Origin of the sequence: Rhizobium sp. BK650 (assembly GCF_014195325.1) — a bacterium.
GTDB lineage: Bacteria > Pseudomonadota > Alphaproteobacteria > Rhizobiales > Rhizobiaceae > Rhizobium.
This window is the reverse complement of the sequence record NZ_JACIBK010000011.1, coordinates 87277-113467: the sequence shown is the minus strand read 5'-3', so window position 1 is coordinate 113467 and position 26191 is coordinate 87277. Positions and strand designations below refer to the sequence as shown.

28 protein-coding genes and 2 tRNA genes are annotated in these 26191 nt (G+C 60.6%); 14 read left to right on the top strand and 16 right to left on the bottom strand.

The window, feature by feature from the left end; translation table 11 throughout:
- Window positions 1–347 precede the first annotated feature (347 nt).
- Window positions 348–1850 (top strand): DegQ family serine endoprotease, encoded by a 1503-nt coding sequence (locus tag FHX15_RS23625; RefSeq protein ID WP_184400802.1) that lies wholly within the window; start codon window positions 348–350, stop codon window positions 1848–1850.
- 49 nt (window positions 1851–1899) lie between these two features.
- Here FHX15_RS23625 and FHX15_RS23620 read toward each other — a convergent pair whose 3' ends face one another.
- Window positions 1900–3306 carry a PLP-dependent aminotransferase family protein gene (locus FHX15_RS23620; protein ID WP_184400801.1) on the bottom strand — a complete coding sequence of 469 codons (1407 nt, stop codon included), beginning with the start codon at window positions 3304–3306 and terminating at the stop codon, window positions 1900–1902.
- A 106-nt stretch (window positions 3307–3412) separates the two neighbouring features.
- Between FHX15_RS23620 and FHX15_RS23615 the strand changes: the two genes are divergently transcribed.
- Together FHX15_RS23615 and yghU are read left to right on the top strand one after the other, a co-directional pair.
- Window positions 3413–4078, top strand: a complete 666-nt coding sequence (locus FHX15_RS23615; protein ID WP_184400800.1) for a GNAT family N-acetyltransferase — start codon at window positions 3413–3415, stop codon at window positions 4076–4078.
- Between the two features lie 164 nt (window positions 4079–4242).
- Complete coding sequence (yghU, locus tag FHX15_RS23610; protein WP_184400799.1) at window positions 4243–5121, top strand: glutathione-dependent disulfide-bond oxidoreductase; 879 nt, start codon at window positions 4243–4245, stop codon at window positions 5119–5121.
- Between the two features lie 326 nt (window positions 5122–5447).
- Here yghU and FHX15_RS23605 read toward each other — a convergent pair whose 3' ends face one another.
- Window positions 5448–5633 carry a hypothetical protein gene (locus FHX15_RS23605; RefSeq protein WP_184400798.1) on the bottom strand — a complete coding sequence of 62 codons (186 nt, stop codon included), beginning with the start codon at window positions 5631–5633 and terminating at the stop codon, window positions 5448–5450.
- Between the two features lie 219 nt (window positions 5634–5852).
- A tRNA-Pro gene (locus FHX15_RS23600) sits at window positions 5853–5929 on the bottom strand.
- Window positions 5930–6190: 261 nt separating this feature from the next.
- On the opposite strand from FHX15_RS23600, the gene FHX15_RS23595 reads away from it, so the two are divergent.
- Complete coding sequence (locus tag FHX15_RS23595; protein WP_184400797.1) at window positions 6191–6601, top strand: hypothetical protein; 411 nt, start codon at window positions 6191–6193, stop codon at window positions 6599–6601.
- Window positions 6602–6732: 131 nt separating this feature from the next.
- Here the strand turns inward: FHX15_RS23595 and FHX15_RS23590 are convergent.
- A tRNA-Gln gene (locus FHX15_RS23590) sits at window positions 6733–6807 on the bottom strand.
- Window positions 6808–6966: 159 nt separating this feature from the next.
- Between FHX15_RS23590 and FHX15_RS23585 the strand changes: the two genes are divergently transcribed.
- Genes FHX15_RS23585 through FHX15_RS23575 form a run of 3 tightly spaced genes read left to right on the top strand, consistent with a single transcriptional unit; the run spans window position 6967 to window position 8635 of the window.
- Complete coding sequence (locus FHX15_RS23585) at window positions 6967–7263, top strand: cupin domain-containing protein (RefSeq protein WP_184400796.1); 297 nt, start codon at window positions 6967–6969, stop codon at window positions 7261–7263.
- Between the two features lie 2 nt (window positions 7264–7265).
- A complete protein-coding gene (locus FHX15_RS23580) occupies window positions 7266–8180 on the top strand; it encodes an MBL fold metallo-hydrolase (RefSeq protein WP_184400795.1) in 915 nt (304 codons plus the stop codon).
- Between the two features lie 2 nt (window positions 8181–8182).
- Complete coding sequence (locus tag FHX15_RS23575; protein ID WP_184400794.1) at window positions 8183–8635, top strand: thiol-disulfide oxidoreductase DCC family protein; 453 nt, start codon at window positions 8183–8185, stop codon at window positions 8633–8635.
- Window positions 8636–8826: 191 nt separating this feature from the next.
- On the opposite strand, the gene FHX15_RS23570 is transcribed toward FHX15_RS23575, so the two are convergent.
- Complete coding sequence (locus FHX15_RS23570; RefSeq protein ID WP_184400793.1) at window positions 8827–9735, bottom strand: DUF1499 domain-containing protein; 909 nt, start codon at window positions 9733–9735, stop codon at window positions 8827–8829.
- A gap of 328 nt (window positions 9736–10063) precedes the next feature.
- On the opposite strand from FHX15_RS23570, the gene FHX15_RS23565 reads away from it, so the two are divergent.
- The gene (locus FHX15_RS23565) at window positions 10064–10453 is read left to right on the top strand and encodes a hypothetical protein (protein ID WP_184400792.1); all 390 of its coding nucleotides are present in this window, start codon (window positions 10064–10066) and stop codon (window positions 10451–10453) included.
- Between the two features lie 3 nt (window positions 10454–10456).
- Here the strand turns inward: FHX15_RS23565 and FHX15_RS23560 are convergent, their stop codons facing one another.
- Complete coding sequence (locus FHX15_RS23560) at window positions 10457–10702, bottom strand: hypothetical protein (protein ID WP_184400791.1); 246 nt, start codon at window positions 10700–10702, stop codon at window positions 10457–10459.
- A 109-nt stretch (window positions 10703–10811) separates the two neighbouring features.
- Here FHX15_RS23560 and FHX15_RS23555 point away from each other — a divergent pair, with 109 nt between their 5' ends.
- Together FHX15_RS23555 and FHX15_RS23550 are read left to right on the top strand one after the other, a co-directional pair.
- Window positions 10812–10985 carry a hypothetical protein gene (locus tag FHX15_RS23555; RefSeq protein WP_184400790.1) on the top strand — a complete coding sequence of 58 codons (174 nt, stop codon included), beginning with the start codon at window positions 10812–10814 and terminating at the stop codon, window positions 10983–10985.
- A gap of 74 nt (window positions 10986–11059) precedes the next feature.
- Entirely contained in the window at window positions 11060–11332 is a 273-nt protein-coding gene (locus FHX15_RS23550; protein ID WP_184400789.1) for a hypothetical protein, read from the top strand.
- Here FHX15_RS23550 and ppdK read toward each other — a convergent pair.
- The 5 genes from ppdK to FHX15_RS23525 form a co-directional block, all read right to left on the bottom strand.
- Complete coding sequence (gene ppdK, locus FHX15_RS23545; RefSeq protein WP_184400788.1) at window positions 11326–13992, bottom strand: pyruvate, phosphate dikinase; 2667 nt, start codon at window positions 13990–13992, stop codon at window positions 11326–11328. The genes FHX15_RS23550 and ppdK overlap by 7 nt on opposite strands.
- A gap of 429 nt (window positions 13993–14421) precedes the next feature.
- Complete coding sequence (locus FHX15_RS23540; RefSeq protein WP_184400787.1) at window positions 14422–17880, bottom strand: chromosome segregation SMC family protein; 3459 nt, start codon at window positions 17878–17880, stop codon at window positions 14422–14424.
- 72 nt (window positions 17881–17952) lie between these two features.
- Window positions 17953–18651: a DsbA family protein gene (locus FHX15_RS23535; RefSeq protein ID WP_184400786.1), complete on the bottom strand. Its 699-nt coding sequence runs from the start codon at window positions 18649–18651 to the stop codon at window positions 17953–17955.
- 415 nt (window positions 18652–19066) lie between these two features.
- The gene (locus tag FHX15_RS23530) at window positions 19067–19342 is read right to left on the bottom strand and encodes a type II toxin-antitoxin system ParD family antitoxin (protein ID WP_184400785.1); all 276 of its coding nucleotides are present in this window, start codon (window positions 19340–19342) and stop codon (window positions 19067–19069) included.
- A gap of 66 nt (window positions 19343–19408) precedes the next feature.
- On the bottom strand, window positions 19409–19897 hold the full coding sequence (locus tag FHX15_RS23525) for a DUF721 domain-containing protein (protein ID WP_184400897.1): 489 nt from the start codon (window positions 19895–19897) through the stop codon (window positions 19409–19411).
- Window positions 19898–19994: 97 nt separating this feature from the next.
- On the opposite strand from FHX15_RS23525, the gene mutY reads away from it, so the two are divergent.
- From mutY to FHX15_RS23510, 3 genes are read left to right on the top strand one after another with little or no spacing between them, the layout of a single operon-like run.
- Window positions 19995–21086 (top strand): A/G-specific adenine glycosylase, encoded by a 1092-nt coding sequence (gene mutY, locus FHX15_RS23520; protein ID WP_184400896.1) that lies wholly within the window; start codon window positions 19995–19997, stop codon window positions 21084–21086.
- A 2-nt stretch (window positions 21087–21088) separates the two neighbouring features.
- The gene (locus FHX15_RS23515) at window positions 21089–21703 is read left to right on the top strand and encodes an HAD family hydrolase (protein ID WP_184400784.1); all 615 of its coding nucleotides are present in this window, start codon (window positions 21089–21091) and stop codon (window positions 21701–21703) included.
- Window positions 21704–21706: 3 nt separating this feature from the next.
- Window positions 21707–22072 carry a nuclear transport factor 2 family protein gene (locus FHX15_RS23510; protein WP_184400783.1) on the top strand — a complete coding sequence of 122 codons (366 nt, stop codon included), beginning with the start codon at window positions 21707–21709 and terminating at the stop codon, window positions 22070–22072.
- Between the two features lie 122 nt (window positions 22073–22194).
- Here FHX15_RS23510 and FHX15_RS23505 read toward each other — a convergent pair whose 3' ends face one another.
- The 3 genes from FHX15_RS23505 to FHX15_RS23495 form a co-directional block, all read right to left on the bottom strand.
- The gene (locus FHX15_RS23505; RefSeq protein ID WP_184400782.1) at window positions 22195–23325 is read right to left on the bottom strand and encodes a site-specific DNA-methyltransferase; all 1131 of its coding nucleotides are present in this window, start codon (window positions 23323–23325) and stop codon (window positions 22195–22197) included.
- Between the two features lie 149 nt (window positions 23326–23474).
- Window positions 23475–23834, bottom strand: coding sequence for an antibiotic biosynthesis monooxygenase (locus tag FHX15_RS23500; protein ID WP_184400781.1), 360 nt, complete (start codon window positions 23832–23834; stop codon window positions 23475–23477).
- Window positions 23831–24160 (bottom strand): NIPSNAP family protein, encoded by a 330-nt coding sequence (locus FHX15_RS23495; protein WP_184400780.1) that lies wholly within the window; start codon window positions 24158–24160, stop codon window positions 23831–23833. The genes FHX15_RS23500 and FHX15_RS23495 overlap by 4 nt, the downstream gene beginning before the upstream one ends.
- 71 nt (window positions 24161–24231) lie before the next feature.
- On the opposite strand from FHX15_RS23495, the gene FHX15_RS23490 reads away from it, so the two are divergent.
- On the top strand, window positions 24232–24918 hold the full coding sequence (locus FHX15_RS23490) for an ArsR/SmtB family transcription factor (RefSeq protein WP_184400779.1): 687 nt from the start codon (window positions 24232–24234) through the stop codon (window positions 24916–24918).
- A 98-nt stretch (window positions 24919–25016) separates the two neighbouring features.
- Here the strand turns inward: FHX15_RS23490 and FHX15_RS23485 are convergent, their stop codons facing one another.
- Both FHX15_RS23485 and FHX15_RS23480 read right to left on the bottom strand, forming a co-directional pair.
- Complete coding sequence (locus FHX15_RS23485) at window positions 25017–25442, bottom strand: DUF1284 domain-containing protein (protein WP_184400778.1); 426 nt, start codon at window positions 25440–25442, stop codon at window positions 25017–25019.
- Window positions 25439–26029 carry a biotin transporter BioY gene (locus FHX15_RS23480; protein WP_184400777.1) on the bottom strand — a complete coding sequence of 197 codons (591 nt, stop codon included), beginning with the start codon at window positions 26027–26029 and terminating at the stop codon, window positions 25439–25441. The genes FHX15_RS23485 and FHX15_RS23480 overlap by 4 nt, the downstream gene beginning before the upstream one ends.
- Between the last annotated feature and the right edge of the window lie 162 nt (window positions 26030–26191).

Here is a 26191-nt window from a genome sequence, read left to right as displayed (position 1 = left end):
TGGTTGGCAGATCATAGGAAGAATGGACTATATTTTACTGTTCTGGCGCCTCGCGGTGCAGGCGGCGGGAGGATTGCGGCGATGCGTGATCGGCCAAGATTAAATCATAGTAATGTCTTACAATATCGTAATATAAACATGATAAATGTTTAATTTGTAAATCACGCAGAACGGATCATATAGATATCAAGCGCCAATTCCTGATGATCATAGTATTCACAGAAGAATACATGGGAGATCGTAGTAATCAACAACGTGAATTGGCAACGATACTTTTTGGCGCCGAGGCCCATGGTAGGGGACCAAGACGCCATCTAATGCCAACGCTCTCGCAAGGGACTTCCACCATGTCAAACATTCTTCGCAAACACCGGGCCGCAGCACTGGTCGGAGCGGCCATCGTTCTCGGCGCGGCTTCCCTGCCCTTCGCCATCTCCTCTTCCTCGAAGGCTCTTGCCGCACCAGCTGAGGCCGGCGGCATTCTCGCCTCCAGCGGCTCGTTTGCTTCCGTCGTCGACGCCGACAAGCCGGCCGTAGTAACCATCACCACCACGATGAAGGCGGCCAACGCCAGCGCCGACAATTCGCCGATGGATGAGCAGTTCCGCCAGTTCTTCGAGCAGCAGGGAATTCCTTTGCCGCATCAGGCACCGCAGCAGCGCGAGTCGCAGCATGCCATGGCGCTCGGCTCCGGCTTCGTCATCAGCCCTGACGGCGTGATCGTCACTAACAACCACGTTATCGACAATGCGATCGACATCAAGGTCACGCTCGACGACGGCACCGAGCTGCCGGCCAAGCTGCTAGGGGCGGATGCCAAGTCTGACCTTGCGGTTCTGAAGGTTCAGGCTCCGCATCGGCTTGCGACGATTGCATGGGGCGATTCCGATAAGCTGAAGCTCGGCGATCAGATCCTTGCCATCGGCAATCCGTTCGGCATCGGCACGACGGTAACGGCCGGCATCGTCTCGGCCCGCGGCCGCGACCTGCACAGCGGCCCCTACGACGATTTCATCCAGATCGATGCGCCGATCAATCACGGCAATTCCGGCGGCCCGCTGGTCGATCGCGACGGCAATGTCGTCGGCATCAACACCGCCATCTACTCACCGAACGGCGGCAGCGTCGGGGTCGGCTTCGCCATTCCCTCGGACGAAGCCAAGGCGATCGTTGCCAAGCTGCAGAAGGATGGCTCGATCGATCACGGCTATCTCGGCGTGCAGATCCAGCCAGTCACCAAGGACGTCGCCGATGCCGTCGGCCTCTCCAAAGCTGAGGGCGCGCTGGTGGCTGCCGTCTCCGATGACGCCCCCGCTTCCCATGCCGGCGTGAAGGCCGGCGATATCGTCACCGCAGTCGGCAGTGAAAACGTCAAGACGCCGAAAGACCTGTCGCGCCTCGTTGCCGACCTCTCGCCGGGTGCCAAGGAAACGCTGACCGTCTGGCGCGACGGCAAGGCGGTCGATCTCAATGTCACCCTCGGTGGCAATGAAGACACGCAGAAGCGGGCCGCTGCCGAAAGCAGCGACGACCAGGGCCAGACTGCCAGCCAGCCGAGCATCGGAATCGGCCTTGCCGACCTCACCCCTGATATGCGCGAGCAGCTCGATCTGCCCCGCAGCGTCAACGGTGCCGTCGTTGCCAACGTCAACCCGGACAAGTCCGCTGCTGCTGCCGGAATCCAGCCCGGAGACATTATTGTCTCGGTCAACGACAAGCCGGTGCATAACGCCCGCGACGTCAAGACCGCTGTTGCCGACGCCGGCAAGGCCGGCCGCAAGTCGGTGCTGCTGCTGATCGAACGCGGCGGCAACAAGACCTTCGTGGCAGTGCCCTTCGCCGCCGCTTGAAGGGTGGCCACGTGAGCGCTGCGCCCGGACCAGCTCCGGGCGCATGCGTTTAACCAAGTACTGTTCTGAGATCGGCTGCAAGTCTCTCGACAGCAACCGGTTGCGCTTGAGAGATGCCGAAGAGAATGCCGGGAGCGGATCTGCCGATAAAGAAATCCGACATCGGCATCAGACCGTATCCCAATGCATTCATCCTCGCGACGACCCCACGGTCGTCCGCAGTTTCATCGCGAAACCAGACCGCAAGCTGCAGCCCGCCATTGCCGCCGGAAATAACAAGTCTTCCGCCAAAACGGCTCTCCAGCATTCCGATCGTCCGGGCCATGCGTTCTGCATATTGCTCATTCATGCGCCTCAAATAGGCGCGCAGACGGCCCTCGTTGATAAAGTCGGCAAGAGCGGCCTGAATATGGGTGGAGACGGCAACGCCCCGGCGGTGCAGCGCCTCCGAAGCCTCCGCCATCAGCCAGCGCGGCACCACGGCATAGGCGACACGCAGGCCGGGCGCCAGCACCTTGGAGAAGGTACCGACATAGGCGACGACCTCCGCCCTGTCGATGCCCTGCAAGGCGGCGATCGGCCGCGAGCCATATTGAAAATCGCTGTCGTAATCGTCCTCGACGACAAGGCTTTCGTGACGGCGCGCAGCCTCCAGCAGCGCCAGCCGGCGCGGCAGGCTGAGCGTGACACCCGTCGGATATTGATGGGACGGCGTCACGTAAACCAGCGCCGGCTGCGGGCCTTCCGCCCTCGAAACATCGATACCCTGATCATCGCAGGGAACCGGCACGATATCGGCGCCGGCATCGGCGAGCAGCAAGCGAGCGGCGGGATAGCCGGGATCTTCCATCCACACGGTCTTGCGCCCGCTCCTTCTCAGCATTGACCTCGCCAGCATGTCGATCGCCGCGCGCGTGGACGGCATGATCATGACCTGCTCCGGCGCGGCGACCACGCCGCGCGTCACTGAAACATGAGCAAGAATGGCTTGGCGCAGCTCGCGGATGCCGGTCGGGTTCTCATAGCCGAGATGATGAATGCGCAGCGAGCGGCTGCGCGCGGCAAGGTGACGGCTCCAGGCGGCATGCGGGAAATCCGATATGTCGGGCACACCGGGCCGGAACAGGCCGCGATAGGAAGGCCGGTCGGGCCTCTTTTCCTCAACGGGCGCGCCATCGTCCCGCTGCCGTTCCGGCCGCATTCGCTCAAGTGCAGCAACCCGCGTCGCAGAACCCGCAGAAGCTTCGATATAGCCTTCGGACTTCAGCCGGTCATAGGCATCCACGGCCGTGGAGCGCGCGACACCGAGCGAGGCCGCAAAAGCACGCGTCGACGGCAGCCTGTGACCAGCCGGAAGCTGGCCGAGCAAGATGCGCTCGCGCAAGCTTCGATAGATCTGGCCGGTTAGATCGCCGCCATTTCGATCGAGGCTCAGCCATGTGGGTGCGGATGTCATGCCTCAACTGGTCTGCTGAAAAGATCGAAACTGGACTTTTACTCCAGTCCATTTGCAAGGCAAGAGCAGCCGGAGTTCAATGCATAGGCTCAATGGAACGACTGACATGACGAAGGATCTTGCCGATTGGAAGGGCGTTGCCCGCCCCGCCCGCACGCCGCTTGAGGGCCACTACTCCCGTCTGGAGCCGCTGGACACGGCAAAACACGGAGCCGACCTGCTCCGCTCGGCGCAGCAGCCGGGCGCGGAAGATCGCTTCCGCTATCTTTTCGAACAGGCGCCGGCTGACATGGCGGCCTTCACGCCCTGGCTGGAAAGATCCGCCGCGAGCGAGGATCCACTGTTCTTCGCCGTCATCGACAAGGCGACGGGACGCGCCGAGGGCCGGCAGGGGCTGATGCGGATCGATACTGCCCACGGCGTCATCGAGATCGGCAACATCCTTTGGGGACCTGCAATCGCCCGCACGCGTGTTGCGACCGAAGCGCTCTATCTCTGCGCCGCTTATGTCTTCGACGCGCTCGGCTATCGGCGTTTCGAATGGAAGTGCAACAATCTCAACGAACCTTCCAAGCGCGCCGCTGAGCGTTTTGGCTTCACCTTCGAGGGGATTTTCCGCCAGCATATGGTGCAGAAGGGCCGCAACCGGGACACCGCCTGGTTTGCCATGATCGATAGCGACTGGCCGAGGCTGAAGGCCGGATACGAGGCATGGCTTTCGCCCGAGAACTTCGATGCCGATGGCCGGCAGAAGAGCAAGCTCAGCTTCTGAAACGCTGCGCAGTCTTGCGTGGCATGGCTGAAAGCGGCGGCGATTAAAAAGCCGCTGCCCCGATGACAATAACTTCATTGCTACCAATATGTTCATAGGCCCCAATTGAGGTTAAGGATTGGGCCATTCATTCAAAGCACGAAGTTATTCTGTCAGGAGATCACATGACCAGTTCGTCCGAGTATACGCCCCCAAAGATCTGGACCTGGGACAAGGAAAACGGCGGTCAATTCGCCAGCATCAACCGCCCCATTGCAGGGCCGACTCACGAGAAGGAACTGCCGGTCGGCCGCCATCCGCTGCAGCTTTATTCGCTGGGAACGCCAAACGGCGTGAAAATTACCATCATGCTCGAAGAGCTGCTGGCACTCGGCCAGAGCGGCGCGGAATATGACGCCTGGCTGATCAAGATCGGCGATGGCGACCAGTTCGGCAGCGGCTTCGTCAAAGTCAATCCGAACTCCAAGATCCCGGCCCTGATGGACCGCAGCGGCGAGAAGCCGGTGCGCATTTTCGAATCCGGCGCGATCCTCACCTATCTTGCCGAAAAATTCGGCGCCTTCCTGCCGACCGATCCGGCCAAGCGCGCCGAATGTTTCTCCTGGCTGTTCTGGCAGGTGGGAAGCGCGCCCTATCTCGGGGGCGGTTTCGGCCACTTCTATGCCTATGCGCCGACGAAGATCGAATATGCGATCAACCGCTTCGCCATGGAAACCAAGCGCCAGCTCGACGTGCTCGACCGGCGTCTGGCAGAAAGCGAATATATTGCCGGTGACGAACTCACCATCGCCGACATGGCGATCTGGCCCTGGTATGGCGGCCTCGTGAAGGGCTGGATGTACGGCGATTCCGCCGAATTCCTGCAGGTGCAGGAATACAAGCACGTAAACCGCTGGGCCGACATGATCGGCGACCGCCCGGCCGTCAAGCGCGGCCGCATGGTCAACCGCCTCAGCGGCGAGCCCTCCAGTCAGCTCCGCGAACGCCATGATGCCAGCGACTTCGATACGAAGACGCAGGACAAGCTAGCGCCAGCCAGCTAGCGGATTGAAGAGGCCGGACGCGCCTTTCGATCACGCGTCCGCCTTTGAAAAAAACTGTAGCAGACCGCAATCGCATTTTTTCCCACTAAAAATGATGGGTTTTAAAGCGAACTGTACCAAATTCGGCAAAAGTGCCCTCGCCTCATCCTCTCAGGCTTGCTGAAATACAAACGCTCTCCTGCCACCTTTCGGAGAGCTTTCCCTATCTGCCCCGCCGACAGCCGGCGGGGCTTTTTTGTTTCAAGAAAAGCGGACACGTCTCACCGGTGCGCGGGAGCCATGGCCGACATCACATGCGGGGCTGAAAGGTGGAGACGGCGTGCGATCTAACGCCACTTCGGTTGAGGTATCGGACCGTTCGCCTGGATCTCATGGAGCGGCGCTCTGTGACCCAGAAGCTTCTTCAGCTTCTTCTCGTCTGCCGGACCTATGCCGAATTTTCGGCAATGCTCGGTGATGTCATGATCTTTCGGGCCGGGAATGCGGACTTGTCGGTTGTTCATCTGCTTCATCGACGTTTCCTCCTCCGAGGGAAACCAACGTAACGCCGATTTGTTCGTTAGGAAAATCTAAAATTATGGTCTTGCCTGCCGCAGATCGGTGCGGTGAATTGTGGCCTCCCAAATCCTCGCGGACCCATCGTCGTTGGAAAATTGAAGACGTTCGAATTCTGGGCTACCCAGCGCAGTAAACCACAAAAGAAAAAAGCCCGCTTTCGCGGGCTTTTCGGCTGGTCGGAGTGGAGTGATTCGAACACTCGACCCCCACGTCCCGAACGTGGTGCGCTACCAGACTGCGCTACACTCCGTGACCAGCGGCGCCTCTATAGACCGGCCTATTATGTTGCGCAAGCACCAAAATTCAAAAAGCCCTGGGAATTTTTGACAGGCTCATGACAGCGCCTTTCGGCCGGTCGTGCAGCAAAAAGCCACACCTTCGACAAATTCTGCGGAAGCGGCCAAGCGGCAATTTTCTTTTGCCGGGTTACGCGCTAAAGCGCTTGACGGGACAGGCGAAACCGTCGCGAGGGCGGCTTCGCAGCCACAGGCTAAATATCAGGGACGACACGATGAAACTCCGCATCATGACCGGGGCCGCCGCGCTTGCGATTGCGCTTGCCGGATGCACCACCATACCTTCTGCCGGCGATCCGATCAAAGCACGCTGGGTCGGCCAGTCGGCCGGCAAGTTCTTTGCCGCTTACGGCCCGCCGCTCAGCGACCGCGACGAAGGCTCGTCGACGATCTACAGCTGGAAGGGCGGTTACAAGACGGTGCGCGTTCCCGCGAAATATGCCGAAGGTGCCGACGGCAAGCGCGGCAAGCAGGTTGCGAGCGCCCGCACGCTCTACCTGCGTTGCCAGGCCGAAATCACCACCAATTCCGACTACACGATCCGCGATATCCGCACCGTCAACGATATCCCGGGCGTGAATGGTTCTTCTTACTGCGCCGAATTCCTGGCGCCCGAACAGAAATAGTCTGGCCGCTTAAAAGACGTTTGACCGAGCCCATTGGTGAAAATCGATGGGCTTTTTCTTTTCAGGCCTCGGAAAAGCCTCGCTCTGCTTCGCGACAGAGCCTTCGATAGCACGATCGTTATCTGGAAGTGTGGCTGGGGCGCCTGGATTCGAACCAGGGGATGGCGGTACCAAAAACCGCTGCCTTACCGCTTGGCTACGCCCCACCAGAGCTGAAGCGTGCGCCGCTTCGCCAAAACGTGGCCTGATTAGCAAAGGTCGGTCTGCCCCACAATCACTAAGTTCACTGCGACGTCATATTTGTATGCGGCCGCCATGCCGGCATGATAGGACTTCACCCATCGACACAGCCAATGGAGATACCGTTGAGCCAATATCGCGCCCGCCCGCCCGCGCTTGCCACGCTGATCCTCGACGACGCCGTCGTGCGCATCACCCAGTGGGATTTCGAGCCGGGTGCGGATACCGGCGTTCACACCCACGGATTTGGCTATGTCGTGGTGCCGATGACCGATTGCCAGTTCCTGATCGAGGATGCCGAAGGAAGCCGGCGGGTGGATGTCGCCAAGGGGGCTGCCTATCGCCGCGAGGCCGGCATCGAGCATAATGTCGTCAATGCCGGCGACCAACCGATGTCCTTCATCGAGATCGAATATAAATAGTCATGTCCGGTGCGAACTTCGATCTCTTCTTCGAGCCGGCCTATGGCCAGCCGGTTCCAGTCGCCGACGGCATCCAGCGCCTGACGGCGAAAAATCCGAGCCCTTTTACCTTCCATGGCACGAACAGCTATATCGTCGGCGGCGCGTCCGTCGCGGTCATCGACCCCGGACCGGAGAACGAGGCGCATTTCGAAGCGCTGATGGCAGCGCTTGCCGGCCGGCAGGTAACGCATGTTTTCGTCAGCCACACGCACCGGGACCACTCACCGCTGGCAAGGCGACTGAAGGAAAGAATGGGAGCGCTGACAGTCGGTGAAGGGCCGCATCGTCCGTCGCGGCCGCTGAGGGACGGCGAGATCAATCCCTTTGCGGAAAGCTCGGACGTGGATTTCGTGCCCGACATTGCTATCCGTGACAAGGGGACGATTTCCGGTGACGGCTGGACGCTGACGGGCGTTCTGACGCCAGGCCACACCGCCAATCATGCGGCCTTCGCGCTGGAGGGTAGCGGCATTCTGTTTTCGGGCGACCATGTGATGGCCTGGGCAACGACGGTGGTTGCGCCTCCTGATGGCTCCATGGCCGACTATATGGCCTCGCTAGACAAGCTGATCGCCCGCGATGACCGGCTGCTGCTCCCCGGCCACGGTGGACCGGTTACCTCGCCAGCCCCCTTCCTGCGCGGACTAAAGACGCATAGGCGCCTGCGGGAACGCTCCATCATCGAGCGTATTCGGAAGGGGGACGGCACCATTCCCGAAATGGTGAAGGTGATCTATCGCGATACCGATAAGCGGCTGCATGGTGCGGCGGCGCTTTCGGTACTGGCGCATATCGAGGAACTGATGGAGCGCGGCGAGGTCAGGACTGATGGGCCGCCTTCTCTCTTTGCGCATTATCGATTGGCGGAAGGCTGAGCATGACACAGGCGGATTACAGCTATCGCGACGATCCTTCCGTACCTGCTTTTGCCGATGACAAGCCGTTGATCCTTTTCGATGGCGAATGTGTTTTCTGCTCCGGCTGGGTGCAGTTCCTCTTGAAGCGGGATAGGGCGAAACGTTACCGCTTCATCGTCGCTCAGACGCCGCTCGGCGAGGCGCTTTACCGGCATTACGGGCTGGAGACGCGCGATTATGAGACCAACCTGCTGCTCGACAAAGGCCGTGCCTATTACAAGTCGGATGCGACGATCCGCATGCTGGAGGGGCTTGGCATGCCTTGGGCCTTGGCGGGCGCGCTGAGGATCGTGCCACGGTGGGTGGCGGATGCGGCTTATGGGCTAGTTGCACGGAACAGGCTGAGGATTGCCGGGCGGCGGGAGAGTTGTATGGTGCCGACGGCTGAGGTGCGGGAGCGGTTCCTGGGGTGAGGCTTGGGGTTTTGCAAGCCTTTGTGCGCAGCCCTTCGGGTGGCTCGGGTGCCGGAGCAATTTACCGGATAAGTTTGCGGTAAAGGCGTTTCAATATGCCTCGCCGTATCCCGGCCCTCCGCATGGCTCCGGGCGTTCGGTCTTGCAATCGATTCACTGGATCGATTGCTGCTGCTCCGCAGCACCAGACCTCACCCACCCGCAATTCCCAGGAGTTCGGAGTCGAGGGCGCCAAGATATTGCTCGGCCACCTCGGCGCTGAAACCGAGATCGTGCTGGCCGTAACGGGAGGCGACGCGCACGTCGACGAAGGTGGTTTCAGCCTCTTCGCGCAGACGGATGATGATGTCGAAGCGCAGACCGAGGATGAAAGTGCGGGTCGAGCCTTGCAGGGTCACGCCATTGGCGCCGCGGATCAGCTTGGCCACATCATCGTCATAGGGGCGCGGTGTCGGCACGGGAATGACGTCGGGAGAATCTGCGACCCCGCTATTTTCCGGCTGGGCCGGAACGGGCTTGTCCTCCAGCTCGCGGCCGGGCGTCGTGTCGCCTTTGCTCTTGGTGATGGTGATGCCGTTCTGCTTGGCGACTTTCTTGACCGCCTCGAGAACACGGTCGAGCGCGCCGTCGTAACGGCGGCCAGTGAGCTCCGGATAGGCGGCAAGCTGCCGCTCACGATCGCCAGGCGTGATCACGGGATCGCGCGGCAGCCATATCTGGTCGGCCTGCGGTTGCGACAGCCAGTCGGGTGCGGATGCAGTATCCGTCGTAACATCGTAGATCGCCGGCAGAGTGAAGTAGCGGTCGGCCGCGAAGGCACCGATACCGAGCGGAAACGCGGCGTAGATAAGGCCCGCCAGCGCATTCAGCCCACCTTCCGCACCGGTCATCCAGAGGCTGCGCAGGCCGATTACGGCCAAGAGGGTAGCGAGGACAGCGCAGCCGACGGAAACGAGGAGCACCAGGACGAGATAGGGCGTGGCAAGCCCGCCGAAGCGATGGGCGATCAGCACCGCCACCGCGAGCACGAGCGCGAACGCCCCGAAGTGCCGCGAAAAGCGGGCAGCGCTGGAAACGGGACGATCGAAACGAATGGCCATCAAAACTACCGGTTGGTCGGCGGCAGACGCGTCGAACGCCCCTGCTGCCAACGGCTTTTCTACTGCATAATTCCCTGAATCGGAATCGATTTAAGGATGAAATCATGCAGCAATTCAAAGTACTACAGCGTCCTTTACCCGTCTGAGAGGACGTGACGCTGCAAGGCAGAATTCTCTAAATTGAAACTCTTGCCTGAGCATTGCCGACGCAATCCACGTCAAAGGTCCATGTCAAGTCCTGCGGCACGTCCATAAGCTGTTGCTTATACGCCGTAAAAAGGCCATTCTGCCGGGGTTTCATGCACGTCCCACGAAACAGGAGAGACAGATGATCTCATCCGAGACGATGGAAAGGCAGCAGGCATCTTCACTTGGCGGAATCGAGCGCGCCGAGCCGCTCTTGCCGCTGGAGCTTCTTGAACTGGAACTTTCGCTGGAAGGCTATGCGGGGGGCGAAGCCGGATTCTGCGAGGCAGTGCGCAAGGCGGCCGGCGAAACCCATGGCGAGCTTCTCTTCGATCTGCCGGCAGCAGGCCTCGTGGAGGATTGCCGGCGCATCGCGGTGCTGCGCATCCCGACGTCGGACAAGAAGATGCGAGTAGTCCTTGCCCTGCTCGACCAGAACGGCACGGAAATCCGCATGCAGGCGCCGGATGAAGATACCGAGCACTTGGTGCGATTCGCCGATGCCTTCGTTGAGGTTCTGGAGCGAATTTGAGTTTCAGTCCAGACCGGCTGCGGCCTCCGCCAGCGAGCGGAAGGGGAATTTGCGGCCGCATTCGCATTTGAGCATGAATGTTTCCTGGTGCGCCGACGGGCGCTGCACGAAGAAGCCGCGCGGCAACTGATCCACTTTGAAGTCGGGATTCCTGCGTTTGGCATCATCGACCTCGGAGGCTTCGGCAAAGCCGCTGTTGCCGCATTGCGGACAGGTAAGTTTCTTCGAGAATCGATCGCGGATCGCCATGGTGCTCTTTCCAGTGCTGTTATCTTTGCTCTTACATAGGAACGCCCAAGGGCGAAAGTGGAACCAAGCATGCGTCCTGCCGTTCCTTCCCTAAAAGAAGGAGGCAATCATGCCAGACAAAGATCGCATTCCAACGCGGTCGCAGCCGGATCCGCAACGGCCCCGCAACATTCCCGACCCCAAACGGGAAAACCCACAGGATCAGAGCGATCCGAAGAAGCCTGAAGGCCGGCCACTCGATCCGGCGCTATTGCCAATTGGTGACCCCGCGGGCGCAGCCTGATATCACAGCCGAGTTGACGGCGCCCGGCAGATGAATTTTCTTGGCCGGATGTTCATGCTTCAGGGAATAGACCGATGCGCTCGTATGTTCTGCCGCTTGTCATTTTAGCCATGGGACTCGCCTCTTGCCAGACGCTGACACCCGAGGAGCGGCGGGCACGTGACGAGCAAACCTGCGTCGGGTACGGCTTCAAGCGCGGAACCGATGGCTTTGCCACCTGCCTGCAGCGTATCGATCTCGATCGCCGCGCCCAGGCCCGCTACGACAGTGACTGGGTAATGGCCGACATGGCCTATAATCTGAACGGTCCCTACGTCTATCCGCGCTATTACCGCTATCATCACTGAGCGGCTGAGATAACTGCCTGCGCTGCCGCAAGGCGCGCGATCGGTACGCGGAAAGGCGAGCAGGAGACATAGTCGAGGCCGATCGTCTCACAGAAATGAATCGAGGCCGGATCGCCGCCATGTTCGCCGCAGATGCCGAGCTTCATGTCGTTGCGGGTGCGCCGGCCACGTTCGGCGGCAATGCTGATCAGCTCGCCAACGCCGTCGAAATCCAGGGATATGAAGGGATCATGTTCAATGATGCCCTTGCGCTGGTACGTCGGGATGAACGCAGAGGCATCATCGCGGGAAATCCCGAAGGTGGTCTGCGTCAGGTCGTTGGTGCCGAAGGAGAAGAATTCGGCGGCTTCCGCAATCACGTGGGCGCGCAGTGCGGCACGTGGCAGCTCTATCATCGTGCCGACCAGATAATCGATGCGCATTGCGGCTTCTGACATGACATCCTGCGCCACAGCATCAATCTTCGCCTTCACATAATCGAGCTCGGAACGCAGGCCGACGAGCGGCACCATGATTTCGGGAACGACGGCGGCACCCGTTTCCTTTGCAGCAGCGACCGCCGCCTCGAAAATCGCGCGGGCCTGCATCTCAACGATCTCAGGATAGGAGATGGCCAACCGGCAGCCACGATGGCCGAGCATGGGATTGAATTCGTGCAGCGCATCGACCCGCAGGCGCAGGGCAGAAGGCTCCATGCCCATCGCATAGGCAACCTCGGCAATCTCCTCGTCCGTCTTCGGCAGGAATTCGTGCAGCGGCGGGTCGAGCAGGCGGATCGTCACCGGGAGGCCGTGCATGACCGTAAACAGCCCGGTGAAATCGCCCCGCTGCATGGGCAGGAGCTTGTCGAGTGCACTCCGCCTGCCCTTCTCGTCCTCAGCCAGGATCATTTCGCGCATGACATGGATGCGCTCGCCTTCGAAGAACATGTGCTCGGTGCGGCAAAGCCCGATGCCTTCGGCACCGAAGGAGCGGGCGGCGCGGGCATCGGCAGGGGTATCGGCGTTGGTGCGCACGGTCATGCGGCGGGCGCGGTCCGCCCAACCCATGATGCGGCCGAAATCGCCTGACAGCTCCGGCTGGATCATCGGCACTTCGCCCTTCAGCACCTGGCCGGCGGAACCGTCGATGGTGATGATATCGCCCTTTTTCAGCGTCACGCCAATGCCGATCAGCCGCTCATTGCGGGCATCGATACGCATGGTGCCGGCGCCGACAACGCAGGGAATACCCATGCCGCGGGCAACGACGGCGGCGTGGCTGGTCATGCCGCCCCGCGTGGTCAGAATGCCTTCGGCGGCATGCATGCCGTGAATGTCCTCGGGACTCGTCTCAACGCGCAGCAGGATAACCTTGCGGCCCTCTTCCTCCGCCTCGACTGCCTCTTCCGCGGTGAAGACGATCTCTCCGGTGGCAGCCCCCGGAGAGGCCGGCAGGCCGGAACCGATCACCTGGCGGGTGACACGCGGATCTATGGTCGGATGCAGGAGTTGGTCGAGCGTCGATGGCTCGATGCGCAGGACGGCTTCGTCCTCGGTGATGAGGCCTTCATCCACCATGTCGACGGCGATTTTCATGGCGGCGCGTGTCGAACGCTTGCCGGAACGTGTCTGCAGCATCCAGAGCTTTCCGCGCTCGATGGTGAATTCGATGTCCTGCATGTCGCGGTAATGGGATTCGAGTTCGGCGCAGATCCGGCCGAATTCAGCGAATGCCTCCGGCATCAGCTTTTCCATCGAAGGTTTTTCGGAACCCGAGGCGATCCGTCCCTCCTCAGTGATGCTTTGCGGCGTGCGGATTCCGGCGACCACGTCCTCACCCTGCGCATTCACCAGGAATTCGCCGTAGAGGATCTTCTCGCCCGTCGAGGGATTGCGGGTGAAGGCAACACCTGTCGCAGAGGCATTGCCGAGGTTGCCGAAGACCATGGCCTGGATATTGACCGCGGTCCCCCAGACTTCCGGAATATTATGAAGCTGGCGATAGGTGACGGCGCGTGGGCTCATCCAGCTCGAAAAGACCGCACCGACGGCGCCCCAGAGCTGGACTGCCGGATCCTGCGGGAAGGCTTCTTCCAGCTCTTCCTCGATCAGAGCCTTGTAGAGCGAAACGACGTGTTGCCATTCTGAAGCGCTCAGTTCGGTATCGAAATCGTGGCCAAGGCGCGCTTTCTCATCCTCGAGGATTTCCTCGAACAGATCATTGCCAAGACCCATGACGACGTCGGCATACATCTGAATGAAGCGGCGATAGCTGTCCCAGGCAAAGCGGGCATCGCCGGCATCATGACCAAGCGCCTGCACCGTCTCGTCGTTGAGCCCGAGGTTCAGCACCGTATCCATCATGCCCGGCATGGAAACGCGCGCACCGGAGCGAACGGAGAGCAAAAGAGGCTGGTTGCCCGCACCAAAACGGCGGCCGGTGATCTCTTCGATACCGGCAATGCCCGAAAGCACCTGCTTTTTCAGATCAGGATCGATCTTGCGGCCATTCTTGTAATAGGCGTTGCAGGCTTCGCTGACGATGGTGAGACCCGGGGGAACCGGAAGGCCGAGGCTGCACATTTCGGCGAGATTGGCGCCCTTGCCGCCAAGGATCTCCTTGTCTCGCGCCCGGCCTTCTGCTTGCCCGTTGCCGAACGTATAGACCCACTTGGTCATCTTCCCCCCAACACCATTTCGGGGATCAGCTTAATCCCTTGGTGTTGAAATGAAAATCGACAAATGCGGCGAAATATTGCGCCGCACAATAAATCCCTGACACGAGGCGAAATCAAACGATTGAAACTTATGGAGCGCATTAAAAAGCTTTGCGGGACTGCAACAACGGTCCCGCAAAGCCTTGTTTCCGTCCGGCCAGGAAAACCGGACGGGGGGTCCATTCATGCCGTATGGGCCTCGGTCCCCTCCCTCAACCCCAAGACAGCATTACAATTCCAAACACCGCAACGAGCGATTGCTACCTATCCGGAACGACCACGGTTGCGATAAAACAACTTCTAATGCAAGACACGCAAAAGAGCATCACCCAAATGGGGTACGTACCCACCGCCAGGCTGACCTTTTTTGGTCTTTAATTAAAATGCCACGTCAGGCCGTCTCACGGAGACGCTCCGCGGTCTGCAAATCGACCGAAACGAGCTGGGAAACACCCTGCTCGGCCATCGTAACCCCAAAGAGGCGATTCATGCGGGCCATGGTAATGGGGTTATGCGTGATGATGACGAATCGAGTCTCGGTCGATGCCGCCATCTCATCCATGAGATTGCAATAACGCTCGACATTATGATCGTCGAGCGGAGCATCCACCTCATCCAGGACACAGATCGGCGCTGGATTGGTGAGGAAGACGGCGAAAATCAAAGCCATTGCCGTCAGCGCCTGTTCGCCACCCGAGAGCAGCGTCATCGTCTGCGGCTTCTTGCCCGGCGGGCGAGCAAGAATTTCGAGACCGGCTTCCAACGGATCATCGGATTCGATAAGCTGCAATTCCGCTGTCCCGCCCCCGAAAAGATGGGTGAAGAGCCGCTGGAATTGCGCGTTGACCACATCGAAGGCGGCGATCAGCCGTTCACGGCCTTCGCGATTGAGGCTCTGGATCGCGCCGCGTAGCTTTCTGATCGCGTCGATGACGTCGTCACGTTCCTTGACAAGCGCTTCCAGCTTCTCGCTGAGTTCCTTCTGCTCCTCATCGGCACGCAGGTTGACGGCGCCGAGCCGCTCGCGCTCGATCCGCAGCCGCTCCACCTCGCGTTCGACCTCGCGCGGATCCGGCAACGTCTGCAGTCCCGTCCGACCGGCAAGGCGCAGCGCTTCATGTGGCGGCACGTTCAGTGTCTCGCGAATGCGCTGTTCGCTTTCCTGCCGCTTCTCGCGGGCGGAAACGAGGCGTTCTTCGGCACGGCCGCGACGCTCGCGGCTTTCGGCGAGTTCGGAAAGAGCGGTTGCCGCCTTATGGTCGGCATCGCGCTGCAAGAGTTCGGCTTCCGCCAGGAGGTCGGCAGCGTGGCGGCGGGCATCCTCCGCCTTTTGAAGTTCGCTCAGCAAGGCGCGGCGCTTATCGTCGAATTCATCCGGCGCCATTTCGAGCTCTGCCGCTTCCTCGCGGGCTTCCTCCTCGCGATCGCGCAGCGTGCCAATGTGATCCTCGGCGCTTGCGGCGCGCTGGCGCCATGTCTCGCGCTCTTGCCCGATGGCTACGATGCGGCGCTGGCGGGTGTCGTTCTCACGGTTCAGGCTCTCGTGGCGGGCGCGAGCTTCGGCGAGAGCGCCGCGATCCGTCGCCACCTCGGCCTGCTGGAAGCGTAGCCGTTCATCGAGCGCGGACAGATCCGGTGCATCTTCGAGCTCGATACGGGCATTCTCTTCCTGAACCGAAATGTCTTCGAGCTGTGCCTGCAACTGGCTGACGGCCTCGGCGATGACATCGCGACGGCGAATGAGATCGCCGGAGGCGCGCTCGGCAGCAGCAAGCGCCTCCCGTGCCTCGGCCAAGTGGCGGGCAGACAGGCGGCTCATGTCACGGGCGTCCGCCAGCCGTCGTTCCTCACCGCGGATGGTTTCGGCAGCAACGGCAAGGCGTTCTTCAGCTTCGGCCAGAATGTCGCGAGCGAGGTCGGCTTCGCCTTCCAGCTCGGCAAGACGGTTCTTCTGGGCAAGGCGGAGGGCGGCAGCACTGGGTGCATCCGCGCCGGTCACATGGCCATCCCAGCGATAGACCGCACCTTCCCTGGTGACGAGCCGCTGGCCCGCCTTGAGTTCCTTCACCAGACCCGGGGCATCGGTCGCAGCGACGAGACCGATCTGGCGTAGGCGGCGGATCAGCGCGGCGGGTGCACGGACATGGTTCAACAGAGGCTCGGCGCCCGGGGGCAACGCAGGGTCATCAGCGCCGTCGCCATTTTCCGACCAGTGAGCAGGCGCATTCGGGTCGAGCGGAGATTCGAGATCATCTCCAAGCGCGGCACCGATCGCCGTCTCGAAACCGCGATCGACCTTCAGCTCCTCGGCAACCGGCGAAAATTCTCCGGCCGCGGCACCGGCCAGCATGCGCTGGATCGTGCGGGCTTCCGTTTCCAGCGCGTTGAGCTTGCTGCGGGCTTGCTCGACCGGGGCACGGGAGAGCGCTTCGGTCTCACGCGCCTTCGCAAGCGCCTGCTCGACCGACTGGATCGTCGCTTCGGCATCAGCGACTGCAATCTCGCCCGCCTCGACCATGGCGCGTTTTTCGTCGGGATCGGGCAAGGTAGCGATCTTCTGATCGATGCCTGCAAGCTCGCGGCTAGCCTCCTCCATCTGGCGTTCGAGGCGCAGCTTGCGGTCCGCGAGGTCGCGAATGGCACGTTCAAGCTGGTTGCGGCCGGCGGCGGCTTCGGCGCGTTCTGCCGTTAGGGCAGTGAAGATGCGTTCGCTATCGGCGAGTTTTGCGGCCGCCTCCTCGAAAGCCTGCTGCATTTCCTCGGCATAACGGCCGGAATCGGCCAGGATTTCGGCGATGTCGGCTTCCTCGGCATCAAGTCTGGCAAGGATGGCGGCGTTATCGGCAACAAGCCGTTCTTCGCGCCGGATGTCTTCGGCAAGCTGCGCCAGACGCCGGGTAAGCTCATCACGGCGGCGCAGGATGCGGTTGGCATCTTCTTCGAGCTGGCTACGGGCGATCTGCAAGCGCTGGAGAGCGGCAGCCACCCGCGCTTCGCTTTCGCGCAGTTCCGGGAGCTTCAAGCTGGCGATACCCTGGTTCTTCGCCGCATCCATCTGGATCTGAGCCTTTTCGGCGACGACCACGGTTGCCTGGTTGAGCGCGCTGTCGGCCTCGGCTTCCGCTTCCTTCGCTTGCACCCAACGAATGTGCATAAGCATCGCCTCGCGGGCGCGAATATCGGCAGAGAGCGTCTTGAAGCGGTTTGCCTGGCGCGCCTGGCGCTTCAGGCTTTCGATCTGGCTTTCGAGCTGCGAGGTGACATCGTCCAGGCGCTCAAGATTGCTTTCGGCAGCCCGCAAGCGAAGCTCCGCCTCGTGGCGGCGCGAATGCAGGCCGGAAATGCCGGCGGCCTCTTCCAACAGCTGGCGGCGGGCCTGCGGCTTTGCGGCGATGAGCTCGCCGATACGGCCTTGCCCGACCATCGAGGGAGACCGCGCGCCGGTAGAGGCATCCGCGAAGAGCAATTGCACATCCTTGGCGCGGCTTTCCTTGCCGTTGATGCGGTAGATCGAACCCTGCTCGCGCTCTATGCGGCGGGTGACCTGGATTTCATCGCTGTCATTGAAGGCGGCAGGGGCTGTGCGCTCGCCATTGTCGAGATAGAGCGCGACTTCGGCGGTGTTGCGCGCCGGGCGGTTTCCCGAGCCGGAGAAAATGACGTCGTCCATGCCGGACGCGCGCATATTCTTGTAGGAATTCTCGCCCATGACCCAGCGCAGGGCCTCGACGAGATTGGACTTGCCGCAACCGTTGGGCCCGACGACGCCCGTCAGGCCGCGTTCGATGATGAATTCGGTCGGTTCGACGAAGGACTTGAAGCCGACAAGGCGGAGCTTGTTGAACTTCATGCCACAGCCTTATCGAACGAAAAAGCGGGCGCACAGCCTTCGCCGTCGCCCGCCTTCGCAAAACGGTACGGTTTAGAGGAGGCTGTCGATGAGGGCCGACATGGTGTCAACCGGCATGTCTCCAGAATAGCGCTTGCCATTGATGAGGAACGTCGGCGTGGCGTTGACGCCAAAATCCTTGGAACCTCTTTCCCGCGTGGCATTCACTTCATCCAGCAGCTTCTGGTTCGTCAAGCACTTCGTGAAGCTATCCTCAGTAAATCCGGCGAGCTTCGACATCTGCAGCAGCGCGGCGCGGCCGTCATCGGCGGCAGCCCACTGCTGCTGCTGCTTGAAGAGCATGGCGACCATCGGGAAATACTGCTCGGGCGTCGAGAGTTCTTCCGGTTTTTGCGGATTGCAGCGAGCGAGCATGAAGGCGGCGGCCGCGCGCGGATCGAAGGGGAATTCGCGCAGGACGAACTGAACTTTGCCTGTGTCGACGTATTTCTGCTTGATGGTGTCGAAGGTGGTATTGTGGAAGTGGGCGCAGTGCGGGCAGGTCATCGACATATATTCGACGATCTTGACCGGAGCATCGGCCTTGCCGAGCGCCATTTCCGGCAGCGTGCCTGCCGTCATGACCTTGGCCATGTCCACATCGCCATCCGGCTTCGGGATTTCGGCGGCTGCCTGCGCCTGCGCCGTACCGTAGACCGCCATGGACGCGGTTGCGGCGGCGACACCGCCCAGAAGCTGGCGTTTCGTCAGTTGCATTTCAGAGATGCGCATGGGTTCCCCATAAACAAGTGTGGCAGCTGATTGTGCGATATAACGGCAGCAAGCCGCTAACAAGGCACGCTTCGCCAACTTTCTTCAAAGAATTGTGACCTGCGAAAGACGAAACCGCAGATCAAGGGACAAATCAATCATTCCCAGAATGCTGCTGGTACGTTTCGCCCCGCATAAAAGAACCTACCTGACCCTTTAGTACGCGATAGGCGATCGTAACGCGCTGCTCGAAGACCAGAATTCGGACACCGGGCGCGAAATCATCGCGCGGGGCACCACGCTCCGGCATTGTTTCCAGCGAGGTGCAGAGGCTCTTAGCCTGCGGATAAACTCGATAGCCCGGGCCGGGCTGTTGCCGGCGATGAACTCGTATACGGCAAAAAGATCGTCCTCCGCCTTGGGACGAAAGATGATCTTAATTGCCATTGCCGTCCGCGCCGCCGCGCTCGGCGTGCAACCGCTCGATACGGTCAAACGCTGTTTCCGCGTCGACATCCGGACGCGGATCGTCGAGCGCGTCGCGGATTTTCTGTTTCATGATTTCGTTGATCGCGTCTTCTTCGCGGTCGAGCGCTCGTAGCGCCGCACGAAGAACTTCGCTGGCGGAGCCGTAAGCTCCCGATTCCACACGAGCATCGACACTTTTCTGCTGGTTGCCCAAGGTGACGGTGATGGGCTTGCTGCTGCGCATTGGTTGACCTCTCTTCGATGCATTACAGTGTAATACACCAGCTGGATCATGCCAACAGAATGAGGACTATCTAGGCTTTTTACCGAGAACCGCCGTCCCGAGGCGGGCAATCGCCTGTCTGATTTTTTCGTCTTCCAAGCCCTGCATCATGCTGTCCAGCTTCCGAGCGGCCTCGCCCTTCAAAGGCGGGGGTGTGCGGGAACGCTTAACCGGCTGATAGACCGGCTTTTGGACGATGCGGATTTGGTGGACGGCGGCAAACCCGAAGAAGCCGTTGATGCGCTGAATGAGTTCGCCCTGTGCGTGGGTAAGGAAAAGAGCTCGTGCGCCTTCGCAGGCAATGGTCAGGATACCGGGGCGGAAGCTGCCGTCATCGCCGCCGCGGGCCCAGGCGATCTTTTCCGGGCGGGTGCAATCGGCGAAGTCCTCGCCGGCGATTTCGTCCCAGGAGCCGAGAAGTGCGCTGTTGATGCCGGCGCGGCGAGCGAGAACGGGATCGACGATGCCGTTCGTCAGCTCGGAAATCTGCTTCTCATCTTTGCGTGGATAACTCATCGAAACCTTGATAAGCGACGTCCAGTCGAGGCCACCGGCTTGATCGCGCCGCATTGCTTCGCCAAGTATAGAGCACTTCCCCCGATCGCGGCAAATGATGACGATACGCACACCGGACGCGCCGACCGCCTCCCCTCTCCTCGAATGGTATGACCGCCATCACCGCGACCTGCCCTGGCGGGTTTCACCGCCGATGGCCAGGCGCGGCATCAAGGCCGATCCCTATCACATCTGGCTGTCGGAAGTGATGCTGCAGCAGACGACCGTGCAGGCGGTGAAACCATACTTTGCCAATTTCCTGGCGAAGTGGCCCTCGGTAAAGGATCTCGCAAAAGCGCCGAGTGAAGACGTAATGGCCGCCTGGGCGGGGCTAGGCTACTATGCGCGAGCGCGCAACTTGAAGAAATGCGCCGAGGCTGTTGCGGGCGACCATGGCGGTATCTTTCCTGATACCGAAGAAGGCCTGAAGGCCTTGCCCGGCATCGGTGATTATACGGCGGCGGCGGTGGCGGCGATCGCCTTCAACCGGCAGGCCGCGGTCATGGACGGTAATGTCGAGCGGGTGATTTCCCGACTCTATGCCATTGCAACGCCGCTCCCCGCCGCAAAGCCGCTGATGCGCCAGAAGGTGGCGCTATTGACGCCAGCCGACCGGCCCGGCGATTTTGCGCAGGCGATGATGGATCTCGGCGCCACGATCTGTACGCCGAAGCGTCCAGCTTGTTCGCTCTGTCCCTTCAATGGGTCGTGTGAGGCGCTTAGGCTGCACGATCCCGAGCAATTTCCGCTCAAGGCTGCGAAGAAGGAGAAGCCGATCCGGCGCGGCGCCGCCTTTGCGGCGGTTACCGCCGATGGCGACATTCTGTTGCGGCGGCGGATTGAAAGCGGCCTGCTCGGCGGCATGACGGAAATTCCGACGACAGCGTGGACCGCCCGTCAGGACGGTGAAACGTCAGTCGAGGCTGCGCCTTTCCCGGCCAACTGGGAAAGTGCCGGCAGCGTCACCCACGTCTTCACCCATTTCGAGCTCAGGCTTTCGATCTTCCGCGTGGCGATTAAAGATCGCGTCCCGATTAATGACGGATGGTGGGAACCGGTTACAAATCTTGAAGCTCAGGCGCTGCCGACCATCATGAAAAAAGCGATCGCAGCGGCTATTCCTCTCGCGTTCAAAACAGCCAAGGGATGATTATGGCAGACGACATCAAGCATATCGTTTTCGATATCGGCAAAGTTCTTATTCATTACGATCCGCATATTCCCTTCAGCCGCCTCATTCCCGATGAGGCTGAGCGCAACTGGTTTTTCGCCAATATCTGCACACATGACTGGAACATCGAGCAGGACCGCGGCCGCACCTGGGCCGATGCCGAGGCATTGCTGATCGAGCAGCATCCGACGCGCGAAGAGCATATCCGTGCCTTCCGCAAGAACTGGCACGAGATGGTGCCGCATGCCTATGAAGACAGCGTTTCGATCATGGAAGGCTTCATCAACGAAGGCCGGGACGTGACGATGCTGACGAACTTCGCCTCTGACACGTTCCGCGAAGCGCAGGAGCGCTTCCCCTTCCTTAAGAAGCCGCGTGGCGTCACCGTTTCCGGCGATATCGGCCTTATCAAACCCGATATCGCAATCTATGAGACGCATGCGAGGAGCTTCGACCTCGATCCCGCCGCGACGATCTTCATCGATGACGCTCCTGCCAATGTCGAGGGTGCCAAGGCTGCCGGCTGGAATGCCGTGCTCTTCACCGGTGCCGACAAACTGCGCGCCGATCTCGCCGCTTACGGACTGAAGGCCTGAGCCATGGCTTTCGATCCCGCAGCCGCCATCGACCGCTTCCACGCCGCCATCAACGATCTCGATTTTCCCGAGATCGAGAACTGGTTCGCCGAGGATGCGACTTATGTCTCCAATGGCGTTGGTAGCCTTGCCGGCCGCGCCGAGATCATGGCCGCATTCCGCCGCTACTTCGACGACTACCCGGACCAGACCGCAGAGAATTCTCTGGTCGAGACGCTGACGCCGCTCTCCGGTCGTGCCGTGTGGTCCGTTCGCGCAACGCACAGCAAGACCGGCAAGCCATTGATCCGCGAAGGTGAGGAAACGATCACCTTCAACGAGGAGGGCAAGATTACGCGCGTCGATGTAACTGATTACAAGGAATTCTGAGGTGCGATCTTGATGTGAAAGCACGAAGCCCGGGATCTTTCGGCCCCGGGCTTCTTGTTTCTTCTTCCGTAACTGGAGGTACAAACCGGAAGAAGCTGTATCTCAATCTCGCAAGCTGTTGCTTAATCCACTTTCGCTAGGTCACTGCGGATGACGGATCGCAAATCGTCGATCGGGCGCAGGGATTGCCCGTCGTCAAAATGCCAGAAGGTCCACCCGTTGCATGCGTCAAGGCCCTGCACTTTCGCGCCGAGGCGATGAATGGAGCCGGCCTCGCCACCGGCGGCGACCGTGCCGTCGGCACGAACCACGGCGCTGTAGCGGCGTTTGGCGTCCGTCAGCACCTGGCCAGGCCTGATGAGGCCGCTTTCGACCAGCACGTTGAAGGCGACGCGCACTTCGGCCTTCTTGCCGGTCATCACGGTCAGTTCCGCCTTGCCGAGCGGCTCGACGGCGGCGATTCGCGCGGAGGCCGCGTCGATATAATCCTGCTCGCGTTCGATACCGACGAAGTGGCGGCCGAGACGCTTGGCGACGGCGCCGGTCGTTCCCGAGCCGAAGAAGGGATCGAGAATGATATCGCCCGGCTTCGACGAGGCCATGATGACGCGAGCAAGCAGCGCTTCCGGCTTCTGCGTCGGATGCACCTTCTTGCCGTCGTCGCCCTTCAGGCGCTCGTTACCGCTGCAGATCGGGAAGAGCCAGTCCGAGCGCATCTGCACGTCGTCATTGGCAGCTTTCATGGCATCGTAGTTGAAAGTATAGCCCTTGGCCTTGGCGTTGGGACTTGCCCAGATCATCGTCTCATGGGCGTTCTGGAAGCGTCGGCCCTTGAAGTTCGGCATCGGATTGGTCTTGCGCCAGACGATGTCGTTCAAGATCCAGAAGTTCAGATCCTGCAACGTGGCGCCGACGCGGAAGATATTGTGATAAGAACCAATCACCCAGATCGTGCCCGTCGGCTTCAGGACCCGGCGGCAGGCGAGCAGCCAGGCGCGGGTGAAGGCATCATAGGCCTCGAAGGAGGCGAACTGATCCCAATCGTCGTCGACCGCATCGACCAGCGACTGGTCCGGACGGTGCAGTGTGCCACCGAGTTGGAGATTATACGGTGGATCCGCGAAGATGACGTCAACGGAGTGGCTTGGAAGAGCCTCAAGGGCTGCAACGCAATCACCCTTGATGATCGTGTCAACCCAAGAACCCGGTTTTACGGAAGTCTTGAGGTCGGCAAGCGGAAATACAGACGCCATGTAGATACTCACTCATACGCTTTACGCTTAACTCTCCATTATGGTTACGCAAGTTGGTTACCAAAGCCTGAAGCACAGGCCCGTTTCGGGAAAATATTCCGGTTCGCGTATAAGAAAGGGACAGGCGCATGGACACGCCCGCTCCTATTTCACTCAGCCGCCGGGGACATGTGGACCTGCCTGCTATCCTCGGGCGCCTCGGCCCGGTCGACCATGCCGTAATCTCTGACGACATGGCCGATACGCAAACGATAATCTGCGAAAATGCCGTTGCGGCCGGCCTTCTGGGCCGCCCGATGGGCTTCGAGATTGCGCCACTCGCGCACCGCCTCCTCATCGCGGAAGAAAGACAGCGAGAGGATCTTGCCGCGCATCGTCAGGCTTTCGAAACGCTCGATGGAAATGAAGCCGTCGATCTTTTCCAGTTCGGATCTGAGTTCGCCCGCGAGGTCGAGATATCGATGGCGCTCGCCCACATAGGGAATGACTTCGAAGATCACGGCGATCATGGCAGCACCAGCTTCGCATGCGGCGCCGAGACGCTCTTCAGAAAGATACGGTCTTCCTTCAGGATGAAGCGCTCGCGGCGGGCGAATTCGTAATTCTCCCGGCCGAGCGGATCAGCGGCAAGCCTCGCGCGGTAGGCTTCGTAGGCTGCAAGGCCTTCGATATTATAGACGCCGTAGGCTGTCGTCGCCGAACCCTCGTGCGGGCCGAAATAGCCGATCAGGTCAGCACCGTTTCGCGGAATCGCCTGCCCCCAGTTGCGGGCATATTCGGCAAAGGCATCCTTGCGGAAGGGGTCGATCTCATAGCGGATGAAGCAGGTGATCATCACTTTCTCCTTTCGTATGCAAAGAGTTTTCGCACGTTGCAGCGCAGGGATGCTTCGGTTACGATCGAAGTATGAAAGAAGGACCCGACATTGCGCAGATCGGTGCACTCATAGGTGATCCGGCGCGCGCGAACATGCTGGCGGCGCTGACCGGCGGCCGTGCGCTGACGGCGACCGAGCTTGCTGCAGCCGGCGGCATCACGCTGCAGACGGCAAGCACGCATCTCTCGAAACTGGAAACCGGCGGCTTGCTTACTCAGCGCAAACAGGGGCGGCATCGGTATTTTACGCTCGCCGACGAGGCGGTGGCCCGGCTGATCGAAAGCATGATGGGTCTTGCGGCGAGCCGCGGGCATCTGCGTCACCAGCCCGGCCCGAAGGATCCGGCGCTGCGCAAGGCGCGCATCTGCTACGATCATCTTGCCGGCGATTACGGCGTGCGCATGCTGGACAGTCTGGTCGCCTCCGGATCGATCGATGCTGTCGGCGACGGACTTGCGGTGACGGCCAAAGGCGAGAGCGATCTGCGATCGATCGGCATCGATATCGGCAGCCTCAAATCCTCGCGCCGGCCGCTCTGCCGCTCCTGCCTCGACTGGAGCGAACGTCGCGCCCATCTCGCCGGCAGCCTCGGCAAGGCGCTGCTATCGAACTTTATGGAGAAAGGCTGGGCACGGCGGATGCCGGAAAGCCGCTCGGTGATCTTTTCACCCGAAGGCGAGCGGCAGTTTCTGAAGTTGTTTCCGCTGGAAACCTAGAGCATTTCCGTTTTTCTTCGAATCACGAAAATGCTCTATCTCTTTGTTTTCACGCAATTCCGGACGCAAAACCGCTGCGCACTTTTGCTGGAATTGCTCTAGCAGGGCGCGACCAACGTGTTCCTGAATTGATTGCGGGCGACGGTGCCGCAGAGTTCGCTCCATTCGCAATCTTCGCAGGCATCACGGATGAGATCGGCAGCGAAGGCGCGGCGTAGTCTTTTCAGCAGCGGTTCATCGGGAACAAGGCGGGCTCCTTGCTCTATCGGCACGCCAAGAAGCTTGTCAACCGCTTCGGCGGCAGCTTCATCCCGGCCCTTTGGACTCGGCAATAGACAATGCGCAGCGGCCTCCGACAGCAAAGGAGCACAGATATCGTCAGGGCCGGAGACGATTTCGATCTCCTCTCCGGCCGAAAGGCGCTCTGCGATGCGACGGTAATTGGCGGTGAAGGCCGGAGTATAGCCTTCACCGACGAATGTCAGCATACAGAGCAGATGATGGGCACGCAGCCTGACGGTCAACGCAGCTCTGCCTGACCGCCATAGATGCGGATGCCCTTAAGAACGGCCGCGGCAAGCGCCGACTTCAAGACGCCGCCCAGGATGAAGGGCGCAACACCCAGCAGCCAGCCTTTTTCTGCGCCAATCAGAGAGGCCAGATAGAGGCCGCCGAGAGCGAGGCAGAAGATGTTGGCAACAAGATGAGCCACGAAGCTGCGCACGATATTGTCGCCCGTCCAGCCGCGTTCTGCGAGCCAGCCAACCATCAGCGCCATCAGAGGAAAGGCGACGAGATAACCCGCGGTCGGGCCGGCAAAAGGCGCCATGCCACCGGAACCGTTTGCAAGCACCGGTGCGCCGAGCATGGCTTCGCCGAGCCAGGCGAGAACGGTAAGCGCGCCAAGCCGCCAGCCATAGAGCGCACCGATCATGGTGACGGCAAAGGTCTGCATCGTGATCGGCACCGGCATCATCGGCACCGATATTTGCGAGGCCAGCGCAAGCACGAGCGTGCCGGCGAGAACGAAGAGATATTTGACGACCAGGGATCGCGCAGCAAGGCGCAGCGGATCGAAAGTGACGGTGCGGGACTGGTCAGAGAGGGACATAAATTCTCCTTTCAAAATTATAGATAATTTTTGACACCCATCTATTTCATGGCCGAGATCTTCACCCGAAGCAAGAGCGGATAAATGAAATGCAGATATGCCGCATCTGAACTCGGCTCGATACGGGACTGAAACGTCAGAAATTTCAGGAACTTTACGCTT

Coding starts and splice junctions, on each gene's coding strand:
- FHX15_RS23580 (WP_184400795.1), top strand. CDS start 7,266: ATGTCCGGTGCGAACTTCGATCTCTTCTTCGAGCCGGCCTATGGCCAG.
- FHX15_RS23495 (WP_184400780.1), bottom strand. CDS start 24,160: ATGATCACCTGCTTCATCCGCTATGAGATCGACCCCTTCCGCAAGGAT.
- FHX15_RS23550 (WP_184400789.1), top strand. CDS start 11,060: ATGCGCTCGTATGTTCTGCCGCTTGTCATTTTAGCCATGGGACTCGCC.
- FHX15_RS23565 (WP_184400792.1), top strand. CDS start 10,064: ATGATCTCATCCGAGACGATGGAAAGGCAGCAGGCATCTTCACTTGGC.
- FHX15_RS23620 (WP_184400801.1), bottom strand. CDS start 3,306: ATGACATCCGCACCCACATGGCTGAGCCTCGATCGAAATGGCGGCGAT.
- FHX15_RS23555 (WP_184400790.1), top strand. CDS start 10,812: ATGCCAGACAAAGATCGCATTCCAACGCGGTCGCAGCCGGATCCGCAA.
- FHX15_RS23535 (WP_184400786.1), bottom strand. CDS start 18,651: ATGCGCATCTCTGAAATGCAACTGACGAAACGCCAGCTTCTGGGCGGT.
- FHX15_RS23540 (WP_184400787.1), bottom strand. CDS start 17,880: ATGAAGTTCAACAAGCTCCGCCTTGTCGGCTTCAAGTCCTTCGTCGAA.
- FHX15_RS23595 (WP_184400797.1), top strand. CDS start 6,191: ATGAAACTCCGCATCATGACCGGGGCCGCCGCGCTTGCGATTGCGCTT.
- FHX15_RS23525 (WP_184400897.1), bottom strand. CDS start 19,897: ATGAGTTATCCACGCAAAGATGAGAAGCAGATTTCCGAGCTGACGAAC.
- FHX15_RS23575 (WP_184400794.1), top strand. CDS start 8,183: ATGACACAGGCGGATTACAGCTATCGCGACGATCCTTCCGTACCTGCT.
- FHX15_RS23500 (WP_184400781.1), bottom strand. CDS start 23,834: ATGATCGCCGTGATCTTCGAAGTCATTCCCTATGTGGGCGAGCGCCAT.
- FHX15_RS23530 (WP_184400785.1), bottom strand. CDS start 19,342: ATGCGCAGCAGCAAGCCCATCACCGTCACCTTGGGCAACCAGCAGAAA.
- FHX15_RS23615 (WP_184400800.1), top strand. CDS start 3,413: ATGACGAAGGATCTTGCCGATTGGAAGGGCGTTGCCCGCCCCGCCCGC.
- FHX15_RS23490 (WP_184400779.1), top strand. CDS start 24,232: ATGAAAGAAGGACCCGACATTGCGCAGATCGGTGCACTCATAGGTGAT.
- FHX15_RS23505 (WP_184400782.1), bottom strand. CDS start 23,325: ATGGCGTCTGTATTTCCGCTTGCCGACCTCAAGACTTCCGTAAAACCG.
- FHX15_RS23625 (WP_184400802.1), top strand. CDS start 348: ATGTCAAACATTCTTCGCAAACACCGGGCCGCAGCACTGGTCGGAGCG.
- mutY (WP_184400896.1), top strand. CDS start 19,995: ATGACGATACGCACACCGGACGCGCCGACCGCCTCCCCTCTCCTCGAA.
- FHX15_RS23510 (WP_184400783.1), top strand. CDS start 21,707: ATGGCTTTCGATCCCGCAGCCGCCATCGACCGCTTCCACGCCGCCATC.
- yghU (WP_184400799.1), top strand. CDS start 4,243: ATGACCAGTTCGTCCGAGTATACGCCCCCAAAGATCTGGACCTGGGAC.
- FHX15_RS23515 (WP_184400784.1), top strand. CDS start 21,089: ATGGCAGACGACATCAAGCATATCGTTTTCGATATCGGCAAAGTTCTT.
- ppdK (WP_184400788.1), bottom strand. CDS start 13,992: ATGACCAAGTGGGTCTATACGTTCGGCAACGGGCAAGCAGAAGGCCGG.
- FHX15_RS23560 (WP_184400791.1), bottom strand. CDS start 10,702: ATGGCGATCCGCGATCGATTCTCGAAGAAACTTACCTGTCCGCAATGC.
- FHX15_RS23480 (WP_184400777.1), bottom strand. CDS start 26,029: ATGTCCCTCTCTGACCAGTCCCGCACCGTCACTTTCGATCCGCTGCGC.
- FHX15_RS23605 (WP_184400798.1), bottom strand. CDS start 5,633: ATGAAGCAGATGAACAACCGACAAGTCCGCATTCCCGGCCCGAAAGAT.
- FHX15_RS23570 (WP_184400793.1), bottom strand. CDS start 9,735: ATGGCCATTCGTTTCGATCGTCCCGTTTCCAGCGCTGCCCGCTTTTCG.